Source organism: Pectobacterium sp. PL64, from assembly GCF_022477975.1.
Taxonomy (GTDB): domain Bacteria; phylum Pseudomonadota; class Gammaproteobacteria; order Enterobacterales; family Enterobacteriaceae; genus Pectobacterium; species Pectobacterium jejuense.
In genome coordinates, this window is the sequence record NZ_CP092070.1 from 1,311,084 (window position 1) to 1,330,403 (window position 19,320).

Annotated in this window: 18 protein-coding genes; 12 read left to right on the forward strand and 6 right to left on the reverse strand. The window is 53.2% G+C overall.

Going from position 1 to position 19,320, the window contains the following annotated elements:
• Positions 1-503: 503 nt before the first annotated feature.
• The 4 genes from HP572_RS05610 (at position 504) to gsiD (ending at position 5,919) form a co-directional block, all read left to right on the forward strand.
• Positions 504-2,405: a dipeptide ABC transporter ATP-binding protein gene (locus HP572_RS05610; RefSeq protein WP_240585018.1), complete on the forward strand. Its 1,902-nt coding sequence runs from the start codon at positions 504-506 to the stop codon at positions 2,403-2,405.
• A 25-nt stretch (positions 2,406-2,430) separates the two neighbouring features.
• Positions 2,431-3,975, forward strand: coding sequence for a glutathione ABC transporter substrate-binding protein GsiB (gene gsiB, locus HP572_RS05615; RefSeq protein ID WP_240585019.1), 1,545 nt, complete (start codon positions 2,431-2,433; stop codon positions 3,973-3,975).
• 108 nt (positions 3,976-4,083) lie between these two features.
• Entirely contained in the window at positions 4,084-5,004 is a 921-nt protein-coding gene (gsiC, locus tag HP572_RS05620; protein ID WP_039480114.1) for a glutathione ABC transporter permease GsiC, read from the forward strand.
• Between the two features lie 9 nt (positions 5,005-5,013).
• Positions 5,014-5,919 carry a glutathione ABC transporter permease GsiD gene (gsiD, locus tag HP572_RS05625; RefSeq protein ID WP_240585020.1) on the forward strand — a complete coding sequence of 302 codons (906 nt, stop codon included), beginning with the start codon at positions 5,014-5,016 and terminating at the stop codon, positions 5,917-5,919.
• A 58-nt stretch (positions 5,920-5,977) separates the two neighbouring features.
• Here the strand turns inward: gsiD and HP572_RS05630 are convergent, their stop codons facing one another.
• The 6 genes from HP572_RS05630 to bioA form a co-directional block, all read right to left on the reverse strand.
• Positions 5,978-7,675, reverse strand: a complete 1,698-nt coding sequence (locus HP572_RS05630) for an NAD-dependent malic enzyme (RefSeq protein WP_240585021.1) — start codon at positions 7,673-7,675, stop codon at positions 5,978-5,980.
• Positions 7,676-7,881: 206 nt separating this feature from the next.
• Positions 7,882-8,772 carry a cytidine deaminase gene (gene cdd / locus HP572_RS05635; RefSeq protein ID WP_240585022.1) on the reverse strand — a complete coding sequence of 297 codons (891 nt, stop codon included), beginning with the start codon at positions 8,770-8,772 and terminating at the stop codon, positions 7,882-7,884.
• Between the two features lie 171 nt (positions 8,773-8,943).
• Positions 8,944-9,639 (reverse strand): CidB/LrgB family autolysis modulator, encoded by a 696-nt coding sequence (locus HP572_RS05640; protein WP_240585023.1) that lies wholly within the window; start codon positions 9,637-9,639, stop codon positions 8,944-8,946.
• Positions 9,639-10,046: a CidA/LrgA family protein gene (locus tag HP572_RS05645; RefSeq protein WP_240585024.1), complete on the reverse strand. Its 408-nt coding sequence runs from the start codon at positions 10,044-10,046 to the stop codon at positions 9,639-9,641. Before HP572_RS05645 ends, HP572_RS05640 begins: the two co-directional genes overlap by 1 nt.
• Before the next feature lie 221 nt (positions 10,047-10,267).
• On the reverse strand, positions 10,268-11,062 hold the full coding sequence (locus HP572_RS05650; protein WP_205551085.1) for a glycoside hydrolase: 795 nt from the start codon (positions 11,060-11,062) through the stop codon (positions 10,268-10,270).
• Positions 11,063-11,338: 276 nt separating this feature from the next.
• Positions 11,339-12,643, reverse strand: a complete 1,305-nt coding sequence (gene bioA, locus HP572_RS05655; RefSeq protein ID WP_240585025.1) for an adenosylmethionine--8-amino-7-oxononanoate transaminase — start codon at positions 12,641-12,643, stop codon at positions 11,339-11,341.
• A gap of 95 nt (positions 12,644-12,738) precedes the next feature.
• Here bioA and bioB point away from each other — a divergent pair, with 95 nt between their 5' ends.
• The 8 genes from bioB (at position 12,739) to HP572_RS05695 (ending at position 18,821) form a co-directional block, all read left to right on the forward strand.
• Positions 12,739-13,776 carry a biotin synthase BioB gene (bioB, locus tag HP572_RS05660; protein ID WP_205551081.1) on the forward strand — a complete coding sequence of 346 codons (1,038 nt, stop codon included), beginning with the start codon at positions 12,739-12,741 and terminating at the stop codon, positions 13,774-13,776.
• A gap of 39 nt (positions 13,777-13,815) precedes the next feature.
• On the forward strand, positions 13,816-14,973 hold the full coding sequence (bioF, locus tag HP572_RS05665) for an 8-amino-7-oxononanoate synthase (protein ID WP_240585026.1): 1,158 nt from the start codon (positions 13,816-13,818) through the stop codon (positions 14,971-14,973).
• Complete coding sequence (gene bioC, locus HP572_RS05670; protein ID WP_240585027.1) at positions 14,954-15,715, forward strand: malonyl-ACP O-methyltransferase BioC; 762 nt, start codon at positions 14,954-14,956, stop codon at positions 15,713-15,715. Before bioF ends, bioC begins: the two co-directional genes overlap by 20 nt.
• Positions 15,708-16,388 carry a dethiobiotin synthase gene (bioD, locus tag HP572_RS05675; RefSeq protein ID WP_240585028.1) on the forward strand — a complete coding sequence of 227 codons (681 nt, stop codon included), beginning with the start codon at positions 15,708-15,710 and terminating at the stop codon, positions 16,386-16,388. Before bioC ends, bioD begins: the two co-directional genes overlap by 8 nt.
• A 272-nt stretch (positions 16,389-16,660) precedes the next feature.
• A complete protein-coding gene (locus HP572_RS05680; protein WP_240585029.1) occupies positions 16,661-17,140 on the forward strand; it encodes an Hcp family type VI secretion system effector in 480 nt (159 codons plus the stop codon).
• Between the two features lie 79 nt (positions 17,141-17,219).
• The gene (locus HP572_RS05685; RefSeq protein WP_119889517.1) at positions 17,220-17,912 is read left to right on the forward strand and encodes a hypothetical protein; all 693 of its coding nucleotides are present in this window, start codon (positions 17,220-17,222) and stop codon (positions 17,910-17,912) included.
• The gene (locus HP572_RS05690) at positions 17,913-18,353 is read left to right on the forward strand and encodes a hypothetical protein (protein WP_095699085.1); all 441 of its coding nucleotides are present in this window, start codon (positions 17,913-17,915) and stop codon (positions 18,351-18,353) included.
• A gap of 42 nt (positions 18,354-18,395) precedes the next feature.
• Entirely contained in the window at positions 18,396-18,821 is a 426-nt protein-coding gene (locus HP572_RS05695; protein ID WP_240585030.1) for a hypothetical protein, read from the forward strand.
• Positions 18,822-19,320: the final 499 nt, after the last annotated feature.

The following is a 19,320-nucleotide window of genomic DNA, read 5'->3' on the forward strand; positions in this document are numbered from 1 at the left end:
TTAATATGATTTATTTCATCAGTAAGAATCGTGTTCCGGCAACACGCCGTTCATAGGCGAAAACCCGTTTCCTATGCCAGTATTAATTATGTCAGAGTTCGTAACGTGGGTGAATGTACGCAGGTCAAGGAATAGGGCTTTTATACCCGTCATACTTCAAGTTGCATGTGCGTTGGCTGCGTTCAGTCACCCGAATTATTTAGGGTATAGCGAATGACTCGTCAGGCATCAAACGACAAGGATGGGAGGCGAAAGCGTCACTTTTTTCCCCTCGACTCGCCCTATTTCGGGCAAAAGTGGGCGGATTTGCAGGACATATTGCCCCTGATGGCGTGTCTTTATGACAATTAACTTAATGTTATAAAAAGAAATTTTTCATCGTGCCGATTTCAGTTTCCGCTTTACATCATACCTTGCGCTAAATATAGTCGAAAATCGTTGATAATTTGTCCCTGACCGCGTTGCGCTGATTTCAGCCGCATTTATATGGAGATTCGCCGTTCATGTCGCCCACACAGGATCATTATGCCTCGCTGTCTTCCCCTGTTCCGGGGCTGATTTTGCCTGAAAAACGGGTGGTGGAGGTGCGCAACCTGAGCGTCTATTTTGAGCAGCAGGGGCAGCGGACAGACGCGGTGCGTAATTTGACGTTCTCTGTCGATCGGAGCGAAACGCTGGCTATCGTCGGAGAGTCGGGATCGGGTAAGTCGGTAACGTCGCTGGCGCTGATGCGGTTGGTTGAGCATGCGGGCGGCGTGATTCATCAGGGCGATATGCTATTTCGCCGTCGCGACGGGCAGGTGCTGGATCTCCGTGGTGCCCGTCAGCGTGCGATGCGCGCATTGCGTGGGGCGGATCTGGCGATGATTTTCCAGGAGCCGATGACGTCGCTGAATCCGGTTTTTCCCGTCGGCGAACAGATTGCCGAGTCGATTCGTTTACATCAGGGGATGGACAGACACGCCGCGCGAGCAGAAACCTTGCGCATGCTGGATCTGGTCAGAATACCGGAAGCGCGCAACGTGCTGGATCGCTATCCGCACCAGCTGTCTGGCGGTATGCGCCAGCGGGTGATGATTGCGATGGCGCTCTCCTGCAAGCCGTCGCTGCTGATTGCCGATGAACCGACGACCGCGCTGGATGTCACCATTCAGGCACAAATTCTGCAACTTATCCGCGTGCTACAGCGTGAAATGGAAATGGCCGTGATTTTCATCACCCATGACATGGGCGTGGTGGCGGAAATGGCCGAGCGCGTATTGGTGATGCACCGTGGAGAAAGCGTCGAAGCGGGGAGCGTTGGGCAGATCTTTACTGCACCGCAGCATCCGTATACGCAGGGGCTGTTGGCCGCGGTGCCGGCGTTAGGGTCTATGCGCGGCCAGCCGTTCCCGGAAAAATTTCCGCTGCTGGATCAACACTCGGGGCGTATTGCGGACAACGTACCGCAAGATACCGTGCCCGCGCAGTCAGAACCGATCTTACAGGTTAGCAATCTGGTGACGCGTTTTCCCATTCGCAGTGGTTTATTGAACCGCGTGACCCGACAGGTGCATGCGGTGGAAAACGTCAGCTTCGATCTCTGGCCGGGTGAAACGCTCTCGCTGGTTGGCGAATCGGGATGCGGCAAGTCCACCACCAGCCGCGCGTTGCTCCAGTTGGTTGAAAGCCAGAGGGGCGAGATTACCTTTAACGGTCAGCGAATCCATCAGTTAAAAGGGGCCGCGTTACAGCACCTGCGGCGTGATATTCAGCTGATTTTTCAGGATCCCTATGCGTCACTGGATCCTCGTTTGACGGTCGGTTTCTCGATTATGGAACCGCTGCTGGTGCACAACATTTGCCGCCGGCAAGAGGCGGAAAAGCGCGTTGAGTGGCTGTTGTCGCGCGTCGGGCTGGAGCCGGAACACGCCCGACGCTATCCGCATGAATTTTCTGGCGGCCAGCGCCAGCGCGTTTGCATCGCCAGAGCGCTGGCGCTGAACCCTAAAGTGGTGATTGCGGATGAAGCGGTATCCGCGCTGGATGTGTCGATTCAGGCACAAATCATTAACCTGATGCTGGAACTGCAACGTGAATTCGGCATCGCGTTTTTGTTTATTTCACATGATATGGCGGTGGTTGAGCGTATTAGCCATCGCGTGGCGGTGATGTACATGGGGCAGATTGTCGAGATCGGCTCGCGGCAAGATGTATTCGAGCGGCCTCGGCACCCTTATACCCGCAAGCTGATGTCGGCAGTACCGGTTGCCGATCCCTCACGCCGCCAGCGTGAGCAGGTGCTGCTGGTTGATGAAATACCCAGCCCGATTCGGGCGCTTGGCGATGAGCCGATCACGGCGCCTCTGGTTCAGGTCGGTGAGCGACACTTTGTTGCGCACCATCCAATAGCCGGCGCGTATTGACAGGGATTCACTAGGAGAACGTAGCATGAGCGTAATGACGATAAAGCGGCGCTGGTTAGTGGCCGCAGGAGTAACCGCTGCGATGGCGGCTTCACCCGTCTGGGCAGCCAAAGATGCGGTTATCGCCGTGGGTTCCACGTTTACCAGCCTGGATCCGTATGATGCCAACGATTCGCTATCGCAGACGGTGGCGAAGTCCTTCTATCAGGGGCTCTTTGGCTTCGATAAAGATATGAAGCTGGTGAACGTCTTGGCGGACAGCTATGACGTCAGCCCGGACGGCCTGACGTATACCGTCAAGCTGCATCCAGGTGTCAAATTTCATGATGGAACGGCGTTCAACGCCGCCGCCGTGAAAGTGAATCTGGATCGCGCCAGTAACCCAGACAGTCGCCTGAAGCGATATAACCTGTTCAAGATGATCGACAAAACCGAGGCGGTTGACGATCTGACGGTGAAAATTACGCTGAAGACGCCGTTCTCCGCGTTCGTGAACAATTTGGCGCATCCGGCGGCGGTGATGATCTCGCCGGCAGCGTTAAAGCAGTACGGCAAGGACATTGGTTTCCATCCGGTCGGCACCGGTCCGTACCGTTTTGTGACCTGGAATCAGACCGATTTTGTCAAAGTCGAGAAATTCAACGGCTACTGGAAGGCTGGGCTGCCTAAGCTGGACAGTATCACCTGGCGTCCGGTGGTGGATAACAACACGCGCGCGGCGCTGCTGCAAACCGGTGAAGCGCAGTTTGCTTATCCGATACCGTTCGAGCAGGCCAAGGTGCTGGAGAAAAATGACAAGCTGGCACTGGTGGCATCACCGTCGATTCTGCACCGCTACATCAGTATGAATGTCACGCAGAAGCCGTTTGATAACCCCAAAGTGCGCGAGGCGCTGAACTACGCGATCAACAAAGAGGCGCTGATTAAAGTGGCGTTTTCCGGCTATGCGACACCAGCCGAAGGGCCACTGCCAAGCAGCATTGATTATTCCGTAAAATATCACCCGTGGCCTTACGATCCGGCCAAAGCGCGCGAGCTGCTGAAAGAAGCGGGCTACCCGGACGGCTTCACCACGACGCTTTGGTCGTCGCATAACCACAGTACGGCGCAGAAAGTCTTGCAGTTTACGCAGCAACAACTGGCACAGGTTGGCGTGAAAGTGCAGGTGACCGCCATGGATGCGGGGCAGCGCGCGGCGGAAGTGGAAGGCAAGGGCGTGAAAGAAACGGGCGTTCGCCTGTTCTACACCGGCTGGTCTGCCTCAACGGGTGAAGCCGACTGGGCGCTGTCGCCGCTGTTCGCAACGGCTTCTTGGCCACCCGCGCAGTTCAATACGGCGTTTTACAGCAATCCGCAAGTCGATGCGGATCTGGCGAATGCGCTGAAAACAACGGATCGTGCGGAAAAGCAGAAGCTGTACAAAGATGCACAGGACAAAATCTGGGCCGATGCGCCGTGGATTTTCCTGGCGACAGAGCGCCTGGTGTCGGCGAACAGCAAAAAACTGACCGGGTTTTACGTGATGCCGGATACCTTATTCAGTTTTGAGGATGCCGATCTAGCGGAGTAATCCACCGCAAAAGAATGACCAGGGAGTCGGGTAGCCGTGAGGCTGCCCGCAGTGGTCAACACACGTTCACTCATAGGGAGTCTGACGCATGTCTGTGGAAAACTGTTCATGCTGAATTATTTTATCAAACGACTACTGGGACTGATTCCCACGCTCCTGATTGTGATGGTGCTGGTGTTCCTGTTCGTTCATCTGTTACCCGGCGATCCGGCGCGTTTAGCCGCCGGGCGGGAAGCGGATGCTGCCGTTATTGAGATGGTCCGGCAGGATTTGGGGTTGGATAAACCGCTGCCGCACCAGTTCTGGCACTTCTTTACCAATGTCCTGCAAGGGGATTTTGGTACGTCGATCGTATCGAAACGCCCCGTCACCGAAGAGATCGCCATGCGCTTTATGCCGACGTTTTGGCTGACGGTGTGCAGCATGGTGTGGGCAGTCATTTTTGGCATGGCGATCGGCATCGTGTCCGCCGTGTGGCGCAACGGCTGGCCGGACAGAATCGGAATGACGCTGGCGGTCTCCGGCCTCTCTTTCCCTGCTTTTGCGCTCGGCATGCTGCTAATGCAGGTCTTTTCTGTTGAACTGGGATGGCTGCCGACGGTGGGGGCAGACACCTGGCTGCATTACATTTTGCCCTCGTTGACGCTGGGGGCGGCGGTCGCGGCGGTGATGGCGCGGTTTACCCGCGCATCGTTTGTTGATGTCCTGCAAGAAGATTATATGCGTACGGCGCGGGCAAAGGGCGTGCGCGAATCGCTGGTGGTAGTGAAGCACGGGCTGCGCAATGCGCTGATTCCGGTGGTTACGATGATGGGGCTGCAATTTGGTTTCTTGCTCGGCGGTTCCATCGTCGTCGAGAAAGTCTTCAACTGGCCGGGGCTAGGGCGGCTGCTGGTGGATGCGGTGGAGATGCGTGACTATCCGGTGATTCAGGCCGAGGTGCTGCTGTTTTCGCTGGAGTTTATTCTGATCAATCTGCTGGTGGATATGCTGTATGCCGCGATTAACCCAGCCATTCGTTATAAATAAGGAAAGGGAATGAGACACTGGCGACGTAACGCTATGCTGGCGACGCTCCCTGTCATTAGGGATAAATCGGTTCGTACGCCGTGGCGTGAATTCTGGCGGCGCTTTCTTCGGCAGCATGTCGCGGTCACCGCTGGCGTGTTTGTGCTGCTGCTGATTGCGATCGCGTTTCTGGCACCGTACCTGATGCCCTATGATGCCGAGACCTACTTCGATTATGACCGCCTGAATGAAGGCCCGTCGGCGGCACACTGGCTGGGGGTGGATTCATTAGGACGTGATATTTTCAGCCGGATCCTGATGGGAACGCGTATCTCGCTGGCTGCAGGCATTCTCTCGGTGCTGGTCGGGATGATTATTGGCACGACACTCGGTCTGGTTGCCGGCTACTACGAAGGGTGGGCGGACAGGATCATCATGCGCCTCTGCGACGTGCTGTTTGCCTTCCCCGGTATTCTGCTGGCGATTGCTGTTGTGGCGATTATGGGCAGTAGAATGGCGAATGTGATTGTCGCCGTGGCGATTTTCAGCATTCCGGCTTTCGCCCGTTTGGTGCGCGGCAATACGCTGGTGCTGAAGCAGCTTACCTATATTGAATCGGCCCGCAGCATTGGTGCCAGCGATCGGACGATCCTCTTTCGGCATATTTTGCCCGGTTCGGTGTCTTCCATCGTGGTGTTTTTCTCGATGCGCATTGGGATGTCGATCATCACGGCAGCCAGCCTGTCATTTTTAGGGCTGGGCGCACAGCCGCCGATGCCGGAGTGGGGAGCGATGCTGAACGAAGCGCGGTCGGATATGGTGATTGCCCCGCACGTCGCGATCTTCCCTAGCCTGGCGATCTTTCTGACGGTCTTGGCGTTTAATTTGCTGGGTGACGGCCTGCGCGATGCGCTCGACCCGAAACTGAAAAGCTGAATAAAAATCAGTGATAAAAAAAGCGCGGTAAATACCGCGCTTTTTAGCAGTCAGACAGTTAGAACGAGGTGCGTTTGTAGCTGCGGTACTGCGGCTGCCAGAAGTTATGGTCAATCGCCTTCTGCAACGCATCGGCTGAGGTCACTACGGCTGCGCCCTGCAGCTGTGCGGCTTTACCCACATCCAGTGCAATACGCTTGGACACCTGCTGGATATCGGACAGATCCGGCAGCAGAGCGCCTTCACCGTTGTTCGCCAGCGGCGAGCAGTCAGCCAGAGCGCGGCTGGCGGCCATCAACATACCATCAGTGATACGCTTGGCACCCGACGCCAGTACACCTAACCCGATACCTGGGAAAATGTAGGAGTTGTTGCACTGGGCGATAGGGAAGACTTTGCCCTGATAGTTAACCGGAGCAAACGGGCTGCCGGTTGCGACCAGCGCCGCGCCTTCTGTCCAGCGAATGATATCTTCTGGACGAGCTTCCACGCGGGATGTCGGGTTAGACAGCGGCATCACGATAGGACGTGCGCAGTGCTTGTGCATTTCACGGATGATTTCTTCCGTGAACAGACCCGGCTGGCCAGATACACCGATCAGGATGGTCGGCTTGGCATTGCGTACCACTTCCAGCAGTGAAATCGCGTCGCTGCTGCAATCCCAATCAGCCAGCAGTTCGCTTTTCTGCACCAGCTTGCTCTGGAAATCGAGCAGGTTCGGCAGTTTGTCCGTCAGCAGACCGAAACGGTCAACCATGAAGACGCGTGCGCGTGCTTCTTCTTCGCTCAGCCCTTCAGACTTCATCTGCGCGACGATTTGCTCAGCAATACCACAGCCTGCGGAGCCCGCACCCAGGAAGGTAACGGTCTGATCGCGTAGCTGAGTACCTGCTGCACGACTGGCGGCAATCAGGCTGCCAATCGCAACGGCGGCGGTGCCCTGAATGTCATCGTTAAAGCTACAGATCTCATCACGATAGCGGTTCAGCAGCGGCGTCGCGTTTTTCTGCGCGAAGTCTTCAAACTGCAGCAGCACGTTCGGCCAGCGGCGCTTCACTGCCTGAATGAATTCGTCAACAAATTCATAGTATTCGTCGTCGGTGATACGCGGATGGCGCCAGCCCATGTACAGCGGATCGTTCAGGCGCTGCGGGTTGTTGGTGCCGACATCCAGAACGACAGGCAGGGTGTAGGCTGGGCTGATACCGCCACACGCGGTGTACAGCGACAGCTTACCGATTGGAATCCCCATGCCGCCGATACCCTGATCGCCCAGACCCAGAATACGCTCACCGTCGGTCACAACGATGACTTTTACATTCTGCTTGGTGGCGTTTTGCAGCATATCGTCGATATGCGCGCGGTTAGGGTAGGAGATAAACAGGCCGCGGGCGCGACGATAGATATCGGAGAAGTGTTCACAGGCTTCGCCAACGGTCGGGGTGTAGATGATAGGCATCATCTCACTGAGGTGACCGTCCAACAGGCGGTAGAACAGTGTCTCGTTGGTGTCCTGAATGTTGCGCAGGTACACGTGTTTTTCAATATCGTGTTTGAATTCCTGATACTGACGCCAGGCGCGTTCTGCCTGTTCTTCGATAGTTTCGACGGCTTCAGGCAGCAGACCATGCAGGTTAAAGTTAGCGCGTTCTTCTTCGGTAAACGCGCTGCCTTTATTCAGCAGAGGAAATTCAAGCAAGATTGGGCCAGCGTAGGGAATATGGAGAGGACGTTTGCTTTCGTATTCTAATTCCATGACTTTTTACTCTCGGATAACAGAAAAAACTCAGGTGTTGTCGATCAAAACTGTTGCGGATCTTAAATTACCCAGAAAATATGTACAGGAATTGTTAATTTAAATAGTTACAGATGGCTTGCATCTTAGTCAAAATGCAGGCTTTATCGATTCACCTCTCGTTTCTAACACTTCCCTTTGCTGAAATCTTTTGCTGACCTCTGCCGTTATTCCTCAATAAAGTGATGTTCAATGTCGGTGCAGCCTAACTCGGCCAGCATAATTTGCGAAATAGCCCAGTGGCTGACAACCGCATTACGACGCTCAACGACCGCCGCGTGTTTAATGGTGCACGCATCTTCGCCAGCAAGGTTCATCAGGTTCAATGCAACTTGCAAAGGTGGCAGGCTCGGGTTGAATGCCGCATTTTCTGCGTAGCGTCCGGTATAAATGTTGCCACTTGAGGTTTCCAGCGCAATGCCGCTGATGGCTTTGCTATAGGGCGCGTGGCTACGGTTGGCGGCATCCAGCGCCCGACGCGCAAGCGCGTTCACATTCTGCAAGGTGGCGCCGTGGTTGACGTCATCCATCAGCAAGGTATCGATGTGCAGATCGACGGGGCCAAAGGAATCCGGCAGATAGTGGCTGAGCATGGCAGGCTGGCGACCCGGCAATTGAATGCGCAGCGAAGCAGCATTACGCAATTCATTCATAAACTGACGACAGTGGCCGCATGGCGTGTAGTTCACGGTCACGGCCCGCAATCCACGTTCATTGCGTATCCAGGCGTGACTGACGGCGCTTTGCTCGGCATGCACCGTTTGCTGCAACTGAACCGCGCTGAACTCCATGTTGGCACCAAAGTAGAAATTGCCACTGAGCCCTTGCGCAATTGCGCCAACCTGAAAATTCGAGATAGGCGCCTGCGCACAAGCGGCTGCCAGAGGCAATAGCGCAAAGGCCAACGCGTCGGCGTCTAGCTGGCTGGCTTCGCAGACGGCATTCACGTCGTCTGCGGTGAGCATGGCGGCGAAATCTGGTTTATCGATCAAAGGACCGATCGCGGCTTGCAGACTGGCAGGTAATTGCTGGAAGGCGTTTTCAAATCGTGGATGCATATCGGCGTACTCTTTTTACCCGTCAATGACGTCATGTTAGGGAGCAGAGTAGCAATAAATTGTGATCAAAATCTCTTTGTTGAATGAAAGGAATGCAAATTAACTGTTAAATGCGAGATGTATCTCAATTTTATGATGGCGATGCGAGGGGCGCACCGTCCCCCGCGAGATTTAGCCAGCGACGTGCAACAGTAGAGGGAAGACTAACGGCGCGATTAGCGACGTGATGATTCCGCAGATGACCAGCGCCAGCGAACTGAATGCGCCTTCCTGATAGTCAACTTCCGCGCAGCGCGCCGTACCGAGTGCGTGCGAGGCGGTGCCCATCGACAGCCCGCGTGCGGCTTTGGTTTTAATACCCACACGGTTGAACACACTGTGGCCTAAGACTGCGCCGAGAATACCGACAAAAATCACGCAGACGGCGCTGATAGCCGGAATCCCGCCAATCGAGCTGGCGACGGCCATCGCAATCGGCGTAGTGACGGATTTAGGCAGTACCGAGGCGGCGATTTCTGGCGATGCGCCCATCCACAGCGCCACCAGCGTGCCGGAGATAATGGCGGTCAGGCTACCGATGAAGCACACGCTGATAATCGACTTCCAGCGCGCGCGAATTTGGTGCAGCTGTTCATAAAGCGGGAACGCCAGCGCGACCACCGCCGGTTGCAGCAGATCGTTAAGGACTTTGCTGCCCTGAAAATAGTGCTCGTAGGGAATCTTCAATACCAGCAGCAGCGGAATAATAATCGCCATCGATACCAGCAGCGGGTTCAACAGGGAAACTCGGGTCAGCACGGCCAGTTTACGCGCGGCGAAAAAGACAATCAGAGTGAGGGGCAGCGACCACCACAAATAGCTGAACATTATTTATTATCCTTCGGCGGCGTACGATCGCCAGCCACGGCTCGTTCACGCTGCATTATCTGGGTACTGAAACCCACAACCAACATCACAATAAAGGTACTGATCAGGCAGGAAACCACGATAGGGCCAAACTGTTGGCTGACCAGATCGTAATAATTCATCACGCCGACGCCGATGGGGACGAACAGCAGCGCCATATGACGAATAAGAAGATGGCAACCCGGTTTTACCCACTGTGCAGGCAGGATTTGCGAGGCGAGAAGGGTGAACAAGACCAGCATGCCGATGATACTGCCGGGGATAGTAAACGGAAGTAACGCGGATACCGCATTGCCTGCCAGCAGGCAGAGATAAATCAATGCGAAAGCGCGTAAATACTGCCAGCAAACGATGAACGTATTACGCATGGGAAATTCCTGATTAGCATAGAGGATTATCATAACGCTAATGGAATTGACGTGCCATAGATCACGAATTTTGTTGGGAAGGGAAGGCAAATCCGTCTAAAAGATGAGCGATAGTTGTCCGATCCGACAGGAATCGAGAAGTCGATGGAATAAATTCGGTTCAACCCCTCGCCAGTGTGGGCATCGACGTTGAACCGGAAAAGATTGAGATGACAGGCGTGTTATTTTACGTCTACGCTCCACTTGGTGATGTCAATCTGCCCATCACCACCAAAGATCTCAGTGCCAAACTCAACGCTGCTGATATATTTTGCATTACTCATCCATTTCTTGGTTCCCACCAGATAGTTGGTGAAATGGCGAATATTGAGTGACGCACTATTGGTATTGGAGGTACGCACAAAGGAAAAAACATTCCACCCTTTACCGTTACCGGCGTTAATCCAGCCTTTGAATACGTTCCAACTGCTGCCACCGAGGAAAACGGTTTCAATATAATCACCCGCCGGGCCTGCATTGGTATTATTTAGCCAGATCATTAATTCATCGGTAGGGGTAGAATCCCAACTGGCTTTGTCTGTGGTGTGGAACCAAATGTCATAAGCCGCGTTGTAAGTCCCGGTGGATTTGATGGAATAGGTGACGTTACTGGTAATACTTTTATTACTGGATAATTTTATCGGCAAGCCACTATTTGCTGTATAACCCGCCGTCCAGTGCCAACCGCTCACCAGCGACGGATAGGCTTTAACGCTGGAGGAGCTACTTGGCCAGTGCCAGTTCCACCCCATGCTGGTTGGGCTATTATAGAAAACCGTTTGTTGCCATCCTTTTACTTCATCCTTTCCCCAGACGTTATTGAATACATAATATTTATTATTCTCAAAATAGAGTTTGTCCGCGTCTTTGGATGAACTGACCGCAGAAGCAGTGAATGGAGAAAGCAACAAGGCAGAAAATAATACGGGAAATAATGTGCGGAATATACGGTACGGCTTCTTATTTGCTGTAAGCATAATAAATCTCCTTTTAAATATATGCTTGAGGTGTTTCACGTTAAAATCTAACACGTATTCATCACGTGTCTATGGTCGGTTGAATATAAACTGTGGCGTGCTTAACATTTTATATTTATTCTACCGATATCAGAGTAATTCAATACGTTAACCATGAATAAAATGAAAAACTTATTCGTGTGCATAATTATAAGAGCGGTAATAAATAGCTATCATTTGAGATGAAATAGGCGACATATTTTTCGGCGCACGAATGCGTGCGCCTTGGCTGACTGATTAGTCAAATAGCCGTTCATCACGAATCGCGGCACAGACCGCGTCGGTCAACTTACGCAGTTCATCAGGCTGAATGATAAACGGCGGCATCAGATAAATGAGTCGGCCAAAGGGGCGAATCCACACGCCACGTTCGACAAAGAAACGCTGTAACCGCGCCATATTAACTGGACGCTGTGTTTCCACCACGCCGATAGAGCCCAGCACGCGAACGTTCGCCACCAGCGGCGAATCCGCACAGGGTTGCAGCGCTTCTCGTAGCTGCCGTTCAATCTGTTTGACCTGGTCCTGCCAGCGGTTCTCCGCCAGCAGCGACAAACTGGCGTTGGCTGCCGCGCAGGCGAGCGGATTGCCCATGAATGTGGGGCCGTGCATAAAACAGCCTGCCGCGCCGTTGCTGATGGTTTCCGCCACTATTCGAGTGGTCAGCGTGGCGGAGAGCGTCATATAACCGCCGGTCAGCGCTTTTCCCAGACACATAATATCGGGTGAAATCCCTGCATGTTCGCAGGCAAACAGCTTGCCGGTGCGGCCAAAGCCGGTGGCGATCTCATCGGCAATCAGCAAGATCCCCCATTGATCGCACAGTTCCCGTACCCGGCGCAGATAGGCCGGATGATAAAAGCGCATGCCGCCCGCACCTTGTACGATGGGTTCCAGAATCACGGCCGCAATCTCATGCGCGTGCGCTGACAGCATCGACTGTAGCGGCGCGATCTCCGCTTCCTGCCAGTCGTCGGTAAAACCGCCTTCGTTGATTGCGGCGCAGGGCGGTGAATCGACAAACAGGTGGGTCGGCAGATAACCCTGATACAAGCTGTGCATCGAATTCTGCGGATCGCACACGGACATCGCACCGAAGGTGTCCCCGTGGTAGCCATGACGCAGGGTGAGAAAGCGCTGACGGGTTACACCGCGTGCCTGCCAATATTGCAGCGCCATTTTCATCGCTACTTCGACGGCTACCGAGCCGGAATCCGCCAGAAACACGCATTCCAACGCATCCGGCGTGATGTCCACCAGTTGGCGGCACAGCGCCACCGCTGCCGGATGGGTGATCCCGCCAAACATCACGTGCGACATCTGGCTGAGCTGGGTTTGCACCGCTTGATTGATCGTCGGATGGTTATAACCGTGAATCGCCGCCCACCACGATGACATGCCGTCAATCAGGCGACTTCCGTCATCCAACTGAAGCTCGACGCCGCTGGCCGATACGACCGGATAGCAGGGCAGCGGTTCGGTCATTGAGGTATAGGGATGCCAAATGTGGCGTTGGTCAAAAGCAATGTCTTCCGGGCTCATGATGATCTTTCGTAAACCAAAATGGATTCTATTTGGTTGACAGTATATCGGGTTAATTTACACTGGCGAAACGTTTTTAGTTTGGAGATGCCGAGATGGCTGACCGCATGTACTGGACGCTTGAGCAAGCGCAAGACTTATTTAATAAACCATTTCTGGAGCTGATGTTTGAAGCGCAGCAGATCCACCGTCAGCATTTTGATCCCCGTCAGGTGCAGGTTAGTACGCTACTGTCGATCAAAACCGGTTCCTGTCCTGAGGACTGTAAGTATTGTCCGCAGAGTTCCCGCTATCGCACTGGAATTGATACCGAACGCCTGATGCAGGTTGAACAGGTGTTGGAGTCAGCCCGTCAGGCGAAAGCCGCAGGATCGACGCGCTTTTGTATGGGTGCGGCGTGGAAAAACCCGCACGAGCGTGACATGCCGTATCTGGAACAGATGGTGCAAGGCGTGAAAGCGATGGGAATGGAAACCTGCATGACACTGGGAACGCTGCACAACGATCAGGCTGCGCGTCTAGCCTCTGCCGGGCTGGATTTCTATAACCATAACCTCGATACCTCGCCAGAATTTTACGGCAGCATCATCACGACCCGCACGTATCAGGAGCGTCTGGATACGCTGGATAAAGTGCGCGGCGCGGGCATTAAAGTCTGCTCGGGCGGCATCGTTGGGTTGGGGGAAACCGTGCGCGACCGCGCCGGGCTGCTCGTGCAACTGGCTAACCTGCCGACGCCGCCGGAAAGCGTGCCGATTAACATGCTGGTGAAGGTGAAAGGCACACCGCTGGCGGATAATGATGATGTCGATCCATTTGATTTTATTCGGACTATTGCCGTTGCACGCATCATGATGCCGGCTTCCTATGTACGCCTGTCTGCCGGACGCGAGCAGATGAGCGAGCAAACGCAGGCGATGTGCTTTATGGCGGGGGCGAACTCCATTTTCTACGGCTGCAAACTGCTTACCACGCCAAACCCGAAAGAAGACAAAGATCTGGCGCTGTTCCTCAAATTAGGTCTGAATCCGCAGCAGACGGGGACGGAATACGGAGATAACCAACAGCAGCAGCGGTTGGCAGAACAGCTGATTAACGCCGATAGCGAGCAATTTTATAATGCCGCGGTATAACGGCCAGCCTGCAAACCATCGGGCAAGGCGTACTGAATCATGAGCTGGCAGCAACGTATTGACGCCGCGCTGGTACAACGCCAGCGCGATGATGCCTACCGTGTGCGGCGGGTGAATCAAGGTGGTAGCGGGCGCTGGCTGATGCAAGGCGATCGCTGCTACCTGAATTTTTCCAGCAACGACTATCTGGGGCTGAGCCACCACCCAGAGATTGTGCGCGCCTGGCAGCAGGGCGCGGAGCAATACGGTATTGGCAGCGGCGGTTCCGGGCATGTGACGGGGTATACCGATGCCCATGCCGCGCTGGAAAACCAGCTTGCCGACTGGCTGGGCTACCCGCGTGCGCTGCTGTTTATTTCCGGCTATGCCGCGAATCAGGCGGTGGTGGCCGCGCTGGCACAGGCGGAAGACCGTATTTTCGCCGATAAGCTCAGCCACGCTTCACTGCTGGAAGCGGCTGCACAGTCACCCGCGACGCTGCGCCGTTTTAAACACAATCAGGTCGATAGCCTGCAAGCGCTGCTGGAAAAGCCAGTGGACGGCCAGACGCTGGTGGTGACCGAAGGCGTTTTCAGCATGGATGGTGATACCGCACCGCTGTCGGCGTTGCAGGCTCAGTGCCGAGCGCACGATGCCTGGCTGATGGTGGACGATGCACACGGAATTGGCGTGCTGGGTGATGAAGGTCGCGGTAGTTGCTGGCAGCAGGGCGTTAAACCCGAACTGCTAATTGTCACGTTTGGCAAGGCGTTTGGGGTGAGCGGCGCGGCGGTACTGTGCGCCGAACCGCTGGCCGAATACTTCCTGCAATTCGCTCGTCATTTGATTTACAGCACCTCAATGCCTGCGGCGCAGGCCTGTGCGCTCAGCACGGCAGTTAACTGTGTCCGACAGGGTGACGCGCGGCGTGAGGCGCTACAACGCAACATCGCCCAGTTTCGCGCGGGCTTTCCCAACTCGTCCTGTCAACTGATGGATTCACAGAGCGCGATTCAGCCGCTGATTGTCGGTGAGAACGCGCGGGCAATGGATCTGATGAGCCATCTGCGTGAACAGGGCGTCTGGGTCAGTGCGATGCGTCCGCCGACAGTGCCTGTCGGCAGCGCGCGTCTGCGGATTACGCTGACGGCGGAACATCAGCCGGATGATATCAGTCGCTTGCTTACGGTATTGCACCATGTTGACAGAAAACTATAACAAACAGGCGATTGCGCAGGCGTTTGGGCGTGCGGCGGGGTGTTACGATCGTTTTGCCGAGCTGCAACGTACTAGCGGAGAACGTCTGCTGGCATTGATGCCGTCGCACAGCGGTTTACAGGTATTGGATGCGGGCTGCGGAACCGGGCATTTTAGCCGCTACTGGCGTCAGGCGGGTAACTATGTGACCGCGCTAGATTTGTCAGTAGACATGCTGGCGTATGCCCGTGAACTGGACGCAGCAGACTGCTATCAGGAAGGGGATATCGAAAACCTGCCGCTGGCGGATGGCTGTGTAGACATCAGCTATAGCAATCTGGCCGTGCAGTGGTGCGACTCGTTACCGCGTGCGCTGGCCGAGCTGTATCGGGTTACACGACCGGGGGGCGTGATTGCGTTTGCGACGCTGGCGGACGGCTCCTTAAGCGAACTGTCGCAGGCATGGCAGCGTCTAGACGGCACGCAGCGGACGAATCGTTTTCTGCCGCTCTCGGCTATCGACGCGGCCTGTCAGCCTTACCGACATCATTTAGTACAAGAACGTGAGGTCTGCCTTTTCCCCGATGTATTGACGTTGATGAAATCGCTGAAGGGGATTGGTGCGACCTGGCTGCACGAAGGGCGTACGCCGGGACTATTAAGCCGGGCACGTCTGGCGGCGCTGTCTGCCCACTATCCGCAAGAGCAGGGCGGTTACCCGCTCAGCTATCAACTGGTTTATGGAGTGATTTATCGTGATTGAGCGCTGGTTTGTGACGGGCACGGATACCGAGGTTGGGAAAACGGTCGCGAGTACGGCGCTGCTTCAGGCTGCCAATCAGGCTGGATACCGTACCGCAGGCTATAAACCCGTGGCGTCTGGCTGTGAAATGACGGTCGATGGCATTCGCAACAGCGATGCGCTGGCGCTTCAGGCCAACAGCAGCGTTCAACTGGAGTATCAGGCGGTGAACCCGCTGGCGTTTATGGAACCGACGTCACCGCATATTATCAGTGCGGTGGAGCAGCGGCCTATCCAGCTCCCAGCGTTGTCCGCAGGGCTACGGGCATTAGAAACGCAGGCGGATTGGCTGTTGGTCGAAGGCGCTGGCGGGTGGTTTACGCCGTTGTCAGATCAGGAAACGTTTGCCGACTGGGTGGTTCAGGAACAGCTTCCCGTGATTTTGGTGGTTGGCATCAAGCTGGGGTGTATCAACCACGCGATGTTAACGGCTCACGCCATTCAACACGCGGGCCTGCGCCTTGGCGGCTGGATTGCTAATGACATCACGCCACCCGGAAAATGGCACCAGCCGTATCTGCAAACGCTGCAACAGCGCCTGCCCGCGCCGATGCTGGGCGAAATTCCTTATGTATTGGATCTTCAGTTGCATAATTTGGGGCAGTATATTGATATTACATTATTAGCGAAATGAGTAACGTCACTAAAAAAATGGGATATATTTTTTATTCTCAGCTGATAATTTCATGCTGAATGATAAAGACGTTACTTATTATTCCTTCACTCAATGGATTAGTTCGGTGTTTTTAATGAAAGTGCTAATCCATTGCTTGTTTTAAAAGCTATGTTTTATTAATGACTGGTTGTTTGTGAAATAATAGTGATAGAATAAATTCCGTAACATTTCTTATATGTTTTTTATTAAAATACTTATGCGAACAACTAACATGGTCCAAGGAATGTATCATGGCAAACATTATTTATCTTTCACTTACTGGTGATAAACAAGGGTTGATATCAGCAGGGTGCTCCACCATGGCGTCGATAGGCAACCTGCATCAGTCTGGACACGAAGATGAGATTTTTGTTTACGAATTAAATACCAGCGTTATGCGGGAAGATAACGTTTCATTCTATCCCCTCCAAATCAGAAAACCCATCGATAAATCCACGCCGCTATTATCCCAGGCTCTGGGTGATAAAGAAAAATTAACCTGTGAACTGTCTCTTTATCGGACCGCCATGGCGGGCGGTAATGAACTGTATTTTAAAATAAGGTTATTAGGCGGAATTATTTCTGCCATTAATGCTGTGTATCCTAATTCTTTAACGCACAACGATTTGCAACCGAGCGAAAGTGTGTCTTTTAAATTTCACACCATTGAATGGGAACATGTGGCTGCACGCACCAGTTCCTATCTGTTCTGGCAAGATACCGTTATGTGAAGTGATGACTTCTTCATTTCATTTTGGCTGCAGTTATCTTTCGGCGCTATTGCCTGTAATAAGAAGGCGTTGATAATTTATGAGTAAACGATCAGAGATCGTGGATGGCCTACCGGCATCGTCAAGTAAGAGTGGGTTAATTTATACCGAAGTGCTTGGCTGGATTGATTTAGGTCATGCCCAAGGCGATGATATCAGAAAGTTGTTACTGCAATTTGAGGCTGGCGAGAGTGGGGATAAACCGTATTATGATGTGAAATATTTCCAGGATATGCGGAAATTTAGGAAAAGAATCGGTACATCTAAATATACCGTCTGGCGCATCAAGAAAGGTGTATCACGTAGCGAACAGTTCAGCATCGCGTTAGCGATGATGATGAAAGTCGCTCCCCGTTTTGAGGGGTTCCAAGATGGCTTTCCGTTTAATTTTTTCACAGACAGCGGGTTTAGCGGCGAAGATCTCGTCTCGGATTTATTGGGCTTTTATCGCGTTGTTGATGGCATACATTACTTCTCTGAACTCAAACCGATTAGCAGGGATGAGGCATTAAAACGCTGGGATTTTTACGGCTCTATCGGGATGTTCAAGAATAAATCATTCAGGCCGCTGCTCTTCCCCGATCCAGAGCGGAACCCGAATGCGCAGCCCTATTTTGGCGTGTTGCCTGCATTTATGACGAGAATAAAACCCTATGCTTCTGTTCCGTCTGAACGGGTTGATACTGTGATTGATGATGGAACCGGGTGGCACCTGAAATTCTCAGGAGGGTAAATGGCGACGCTATATCGTTTGCTGCAAAATCTGCTTATGGGTTGTCTCATCGCTGTGGGGTTGTTGTGGTGGTTTTCGACTGGTTCTGATTCTGGTTTTGATTCTGGTTTTGAATTTTACACAGTGGAGGACCAAGCCCTGTACGAAACACTCACTGACGATATCGTCAAAGGCACGCCGCGCATCTCGACAAACTATCGGTTTGTTTACTATCCACCACAGGAATCGGCATCGGAAGTGAGCGCGGTGTATTTTGAAGACACCACGGATGTTGCCTCGTTGAGGGATTACCTTATTTCCATCGGTTGTACCCTTGAGAGGACTGAAGTCAATGTCGAAAACTGGCTAAGTAAGGATAAGACCAAAGCAATAACGATTTTTGTCGACCCAAAGGGAAAAACAGTGGGTTTGGAAATTCGATTGCCGCCACCGTCGTGGTGATGATGATGAACTGGGGGACATAGGTGCTTTTGGGGAGGATAAATGGCGACGCTATATCGATTTCTGTGTGACCTGGGTATGGCTTGTATCATCGCGGTGGGGTTGCTGTGGTGGTTTTTTTCAGGCTTTGATCTTGAAAGTAACCACTACACCATGGAAGACAAAGCCCTCTACGAAGAACTCACTGACGATATCGTCAAAGGCGCGCCGCGCATATCGGCGGTTTATCAATTTGTGAACGCGCCTCCTGAGGGCCCTGCATCGGAAGTGAGTGCAGTTCATTTTGAAGACACCACGGATGTTGCCTCGTTGAGGGATTACCTTATTTCCATCGGTTGTACCCGTGAAAAGGTAGAGCAAGGTTGGGAAGAGTGGCTGAGTAAGGATAGCACCAAGAGAATAGTGCTATCTGTGGATTTGGAGAGAAAGACTGTCAGTATGCAGGTGGTACTGTTGCCATCGTTGTAGCGATGAGCGTTTTTAGCAACCCTTCGCCTGCGTTTAATCAAGCAACGGTTTTTGTTGTTTTTTACCGGCATCTGTTTCATGCGTGTAAAACCTACATTTCCATGCCGATTAATAGCTAAAACCTTCTTGAATTTTCCCCTCACTCCCCGCTACGCCTGAATTGTTGCGATTTAGCCCTCTGCTGTTTTTAGTCTTTTTCCGTCTAATACTTATGCGATAAATCACAGAAAGAGTGTGAAGAAAATCCATATCAGGGGGAATCGTGAATGAAGCGGGTATTTCTCTAACTCAGTGCTGATGCGGGGTTGTGGGAGTTATCCACCATTTCTGTGGATAACTATGTGTATTATGGATAGACAACGCGCCTCAACCGAGAGCTGGCGCGGGTTGTCGCCAGGTTGACGCTATTCTCCACGCTTTTGCTAATCTATTTATTATCATATGCTTAAGTAAAATCAAGCGTCTTGAACATCAATGGGGCGTAGTTGCATAAATTAAC

What these genes read in the sequence shown, in the direction of transcription:
- HP572_RS05610 (WP_240585018.1), top strand. Translation starts at nt 504, where the DNA reads ATGTCGCCCACACAGGATCATTATGCCTCGCTGTCTTCCCCTGTTCCG.
- gsiB (WP_240585019.1), top strand. Translation starts at nt 2,431, where the DNA reads ATGAGCGTAATGACGATAAAGCGGCGCTGGTTAGTGGCCGCAGGAGTA.
- gsiC (WP_039480114.1), top strand. Translation starts at nt 4,084, where the DNA reads ATGCTGAATTATTTTATCAAACGACTACTGGGACTGATTCCCACGCTC.
- gsiD (WP_240585020.1), top strand. Translation starts at nt 5,014, where the DNA reads ATGAGACACTGGCGACGTAACGCTATGCTGGCGACGCTCCCTGTCATT.
- HP572_RS05630 (WP_240585021.1), bottom strand. Translation starts at nt 7,675, where the DNA reads ATGGAATTAGAATACGAAAGCAAACGTCCTCTCCATATTCCCTACGCT.
- cdd (WP_240585022.1), bottom strand. Translation starts at nt 8,772, where the DNA reads ATGCATCCACGATTTGAAAACGCCTTCCAGCAATTACCTGCCAGTCTG.
- HP572_RS05640 (WP_240585023.1), bottom strand. Translation starts at nt 9,639, where the DNA reads ATGTTCAGCTATTTGTGGTGGTCGCTGCCCCTCACTCTGATTGTCTTT.
- HP572_RS05645 (WP_240585024.1), bottom strand. Translation starts at nt 10,046, where the DNA reads ATGCGTAATACGTTCATCGTTTGCTGGCAGTATTTACGCGCTTTCGCA.
- HP572_RS05650 (WP_205551085.1), bottom strand. Translation starts at nt 11,062, where the DNA reads ATGCTTACAGCAAATAAGAAGCCGTACCGTATATTCCGCACATTATTT.
- bioA (WP_240585025.1), bottom strand. Translation starts at nt 12,643, where the DNA reads ATGAGCCCGGAAGACATTGCTTTTGACCAACGCCACATTTGGCATCCC.
- bioB (WP_205551081.1), top strand. Translation starts at nt 12,739, where the DNA reads ATGGCTGACCGCATGTACTGGACGCTTGAGCAAGCGCAAGACTTATTT.
- bioF (WP_240585026.1), top strand. Translation starts at nt 13,816, where the DNA reads ATGAGCTGGCAGCAACGTATTGACGCCGCGCTGGTACAACGCCAGCGC.
- bioC (WP_240585027.1), top strand. Translation starts at nt 14,954, where the DNA reads ATGTTGACAGAAAACTATAACAAACAGGCGATTGCGCAGGCGTTTGGG.
- HP572_RS05680 (WP_240585029.1), top strand. Translation starts at nt 16,661, where the DNA reads ATGGCAAACATTATTTATCTTTCACTTACTGGTGATAAACAAGGGTTG.
- HP572_RS05685 (WP_119889517.1), top strand. Translation starts at nt 17,220, where the DNA reads ATGAGTAAACGATCAGAGATCGTGGATGGCCTACCGGCATCGTCAAGT.
- HP572_RS05690 (WP_095699085.1), top strand. Translation starts at nt 17,913, where the DNA reads ATGGCGACGCTATATCGTTTGCTGCAAAATCTGCTTATGGGTTGTCTC.
- HP572_RS05695 (WP_240585030.1), top strand. Translation starts at nt 18,396, where the DNA reads ATGGCGACGCTATATCGATTTCTGTGTGACCTGGGTATGGCTTGTATC.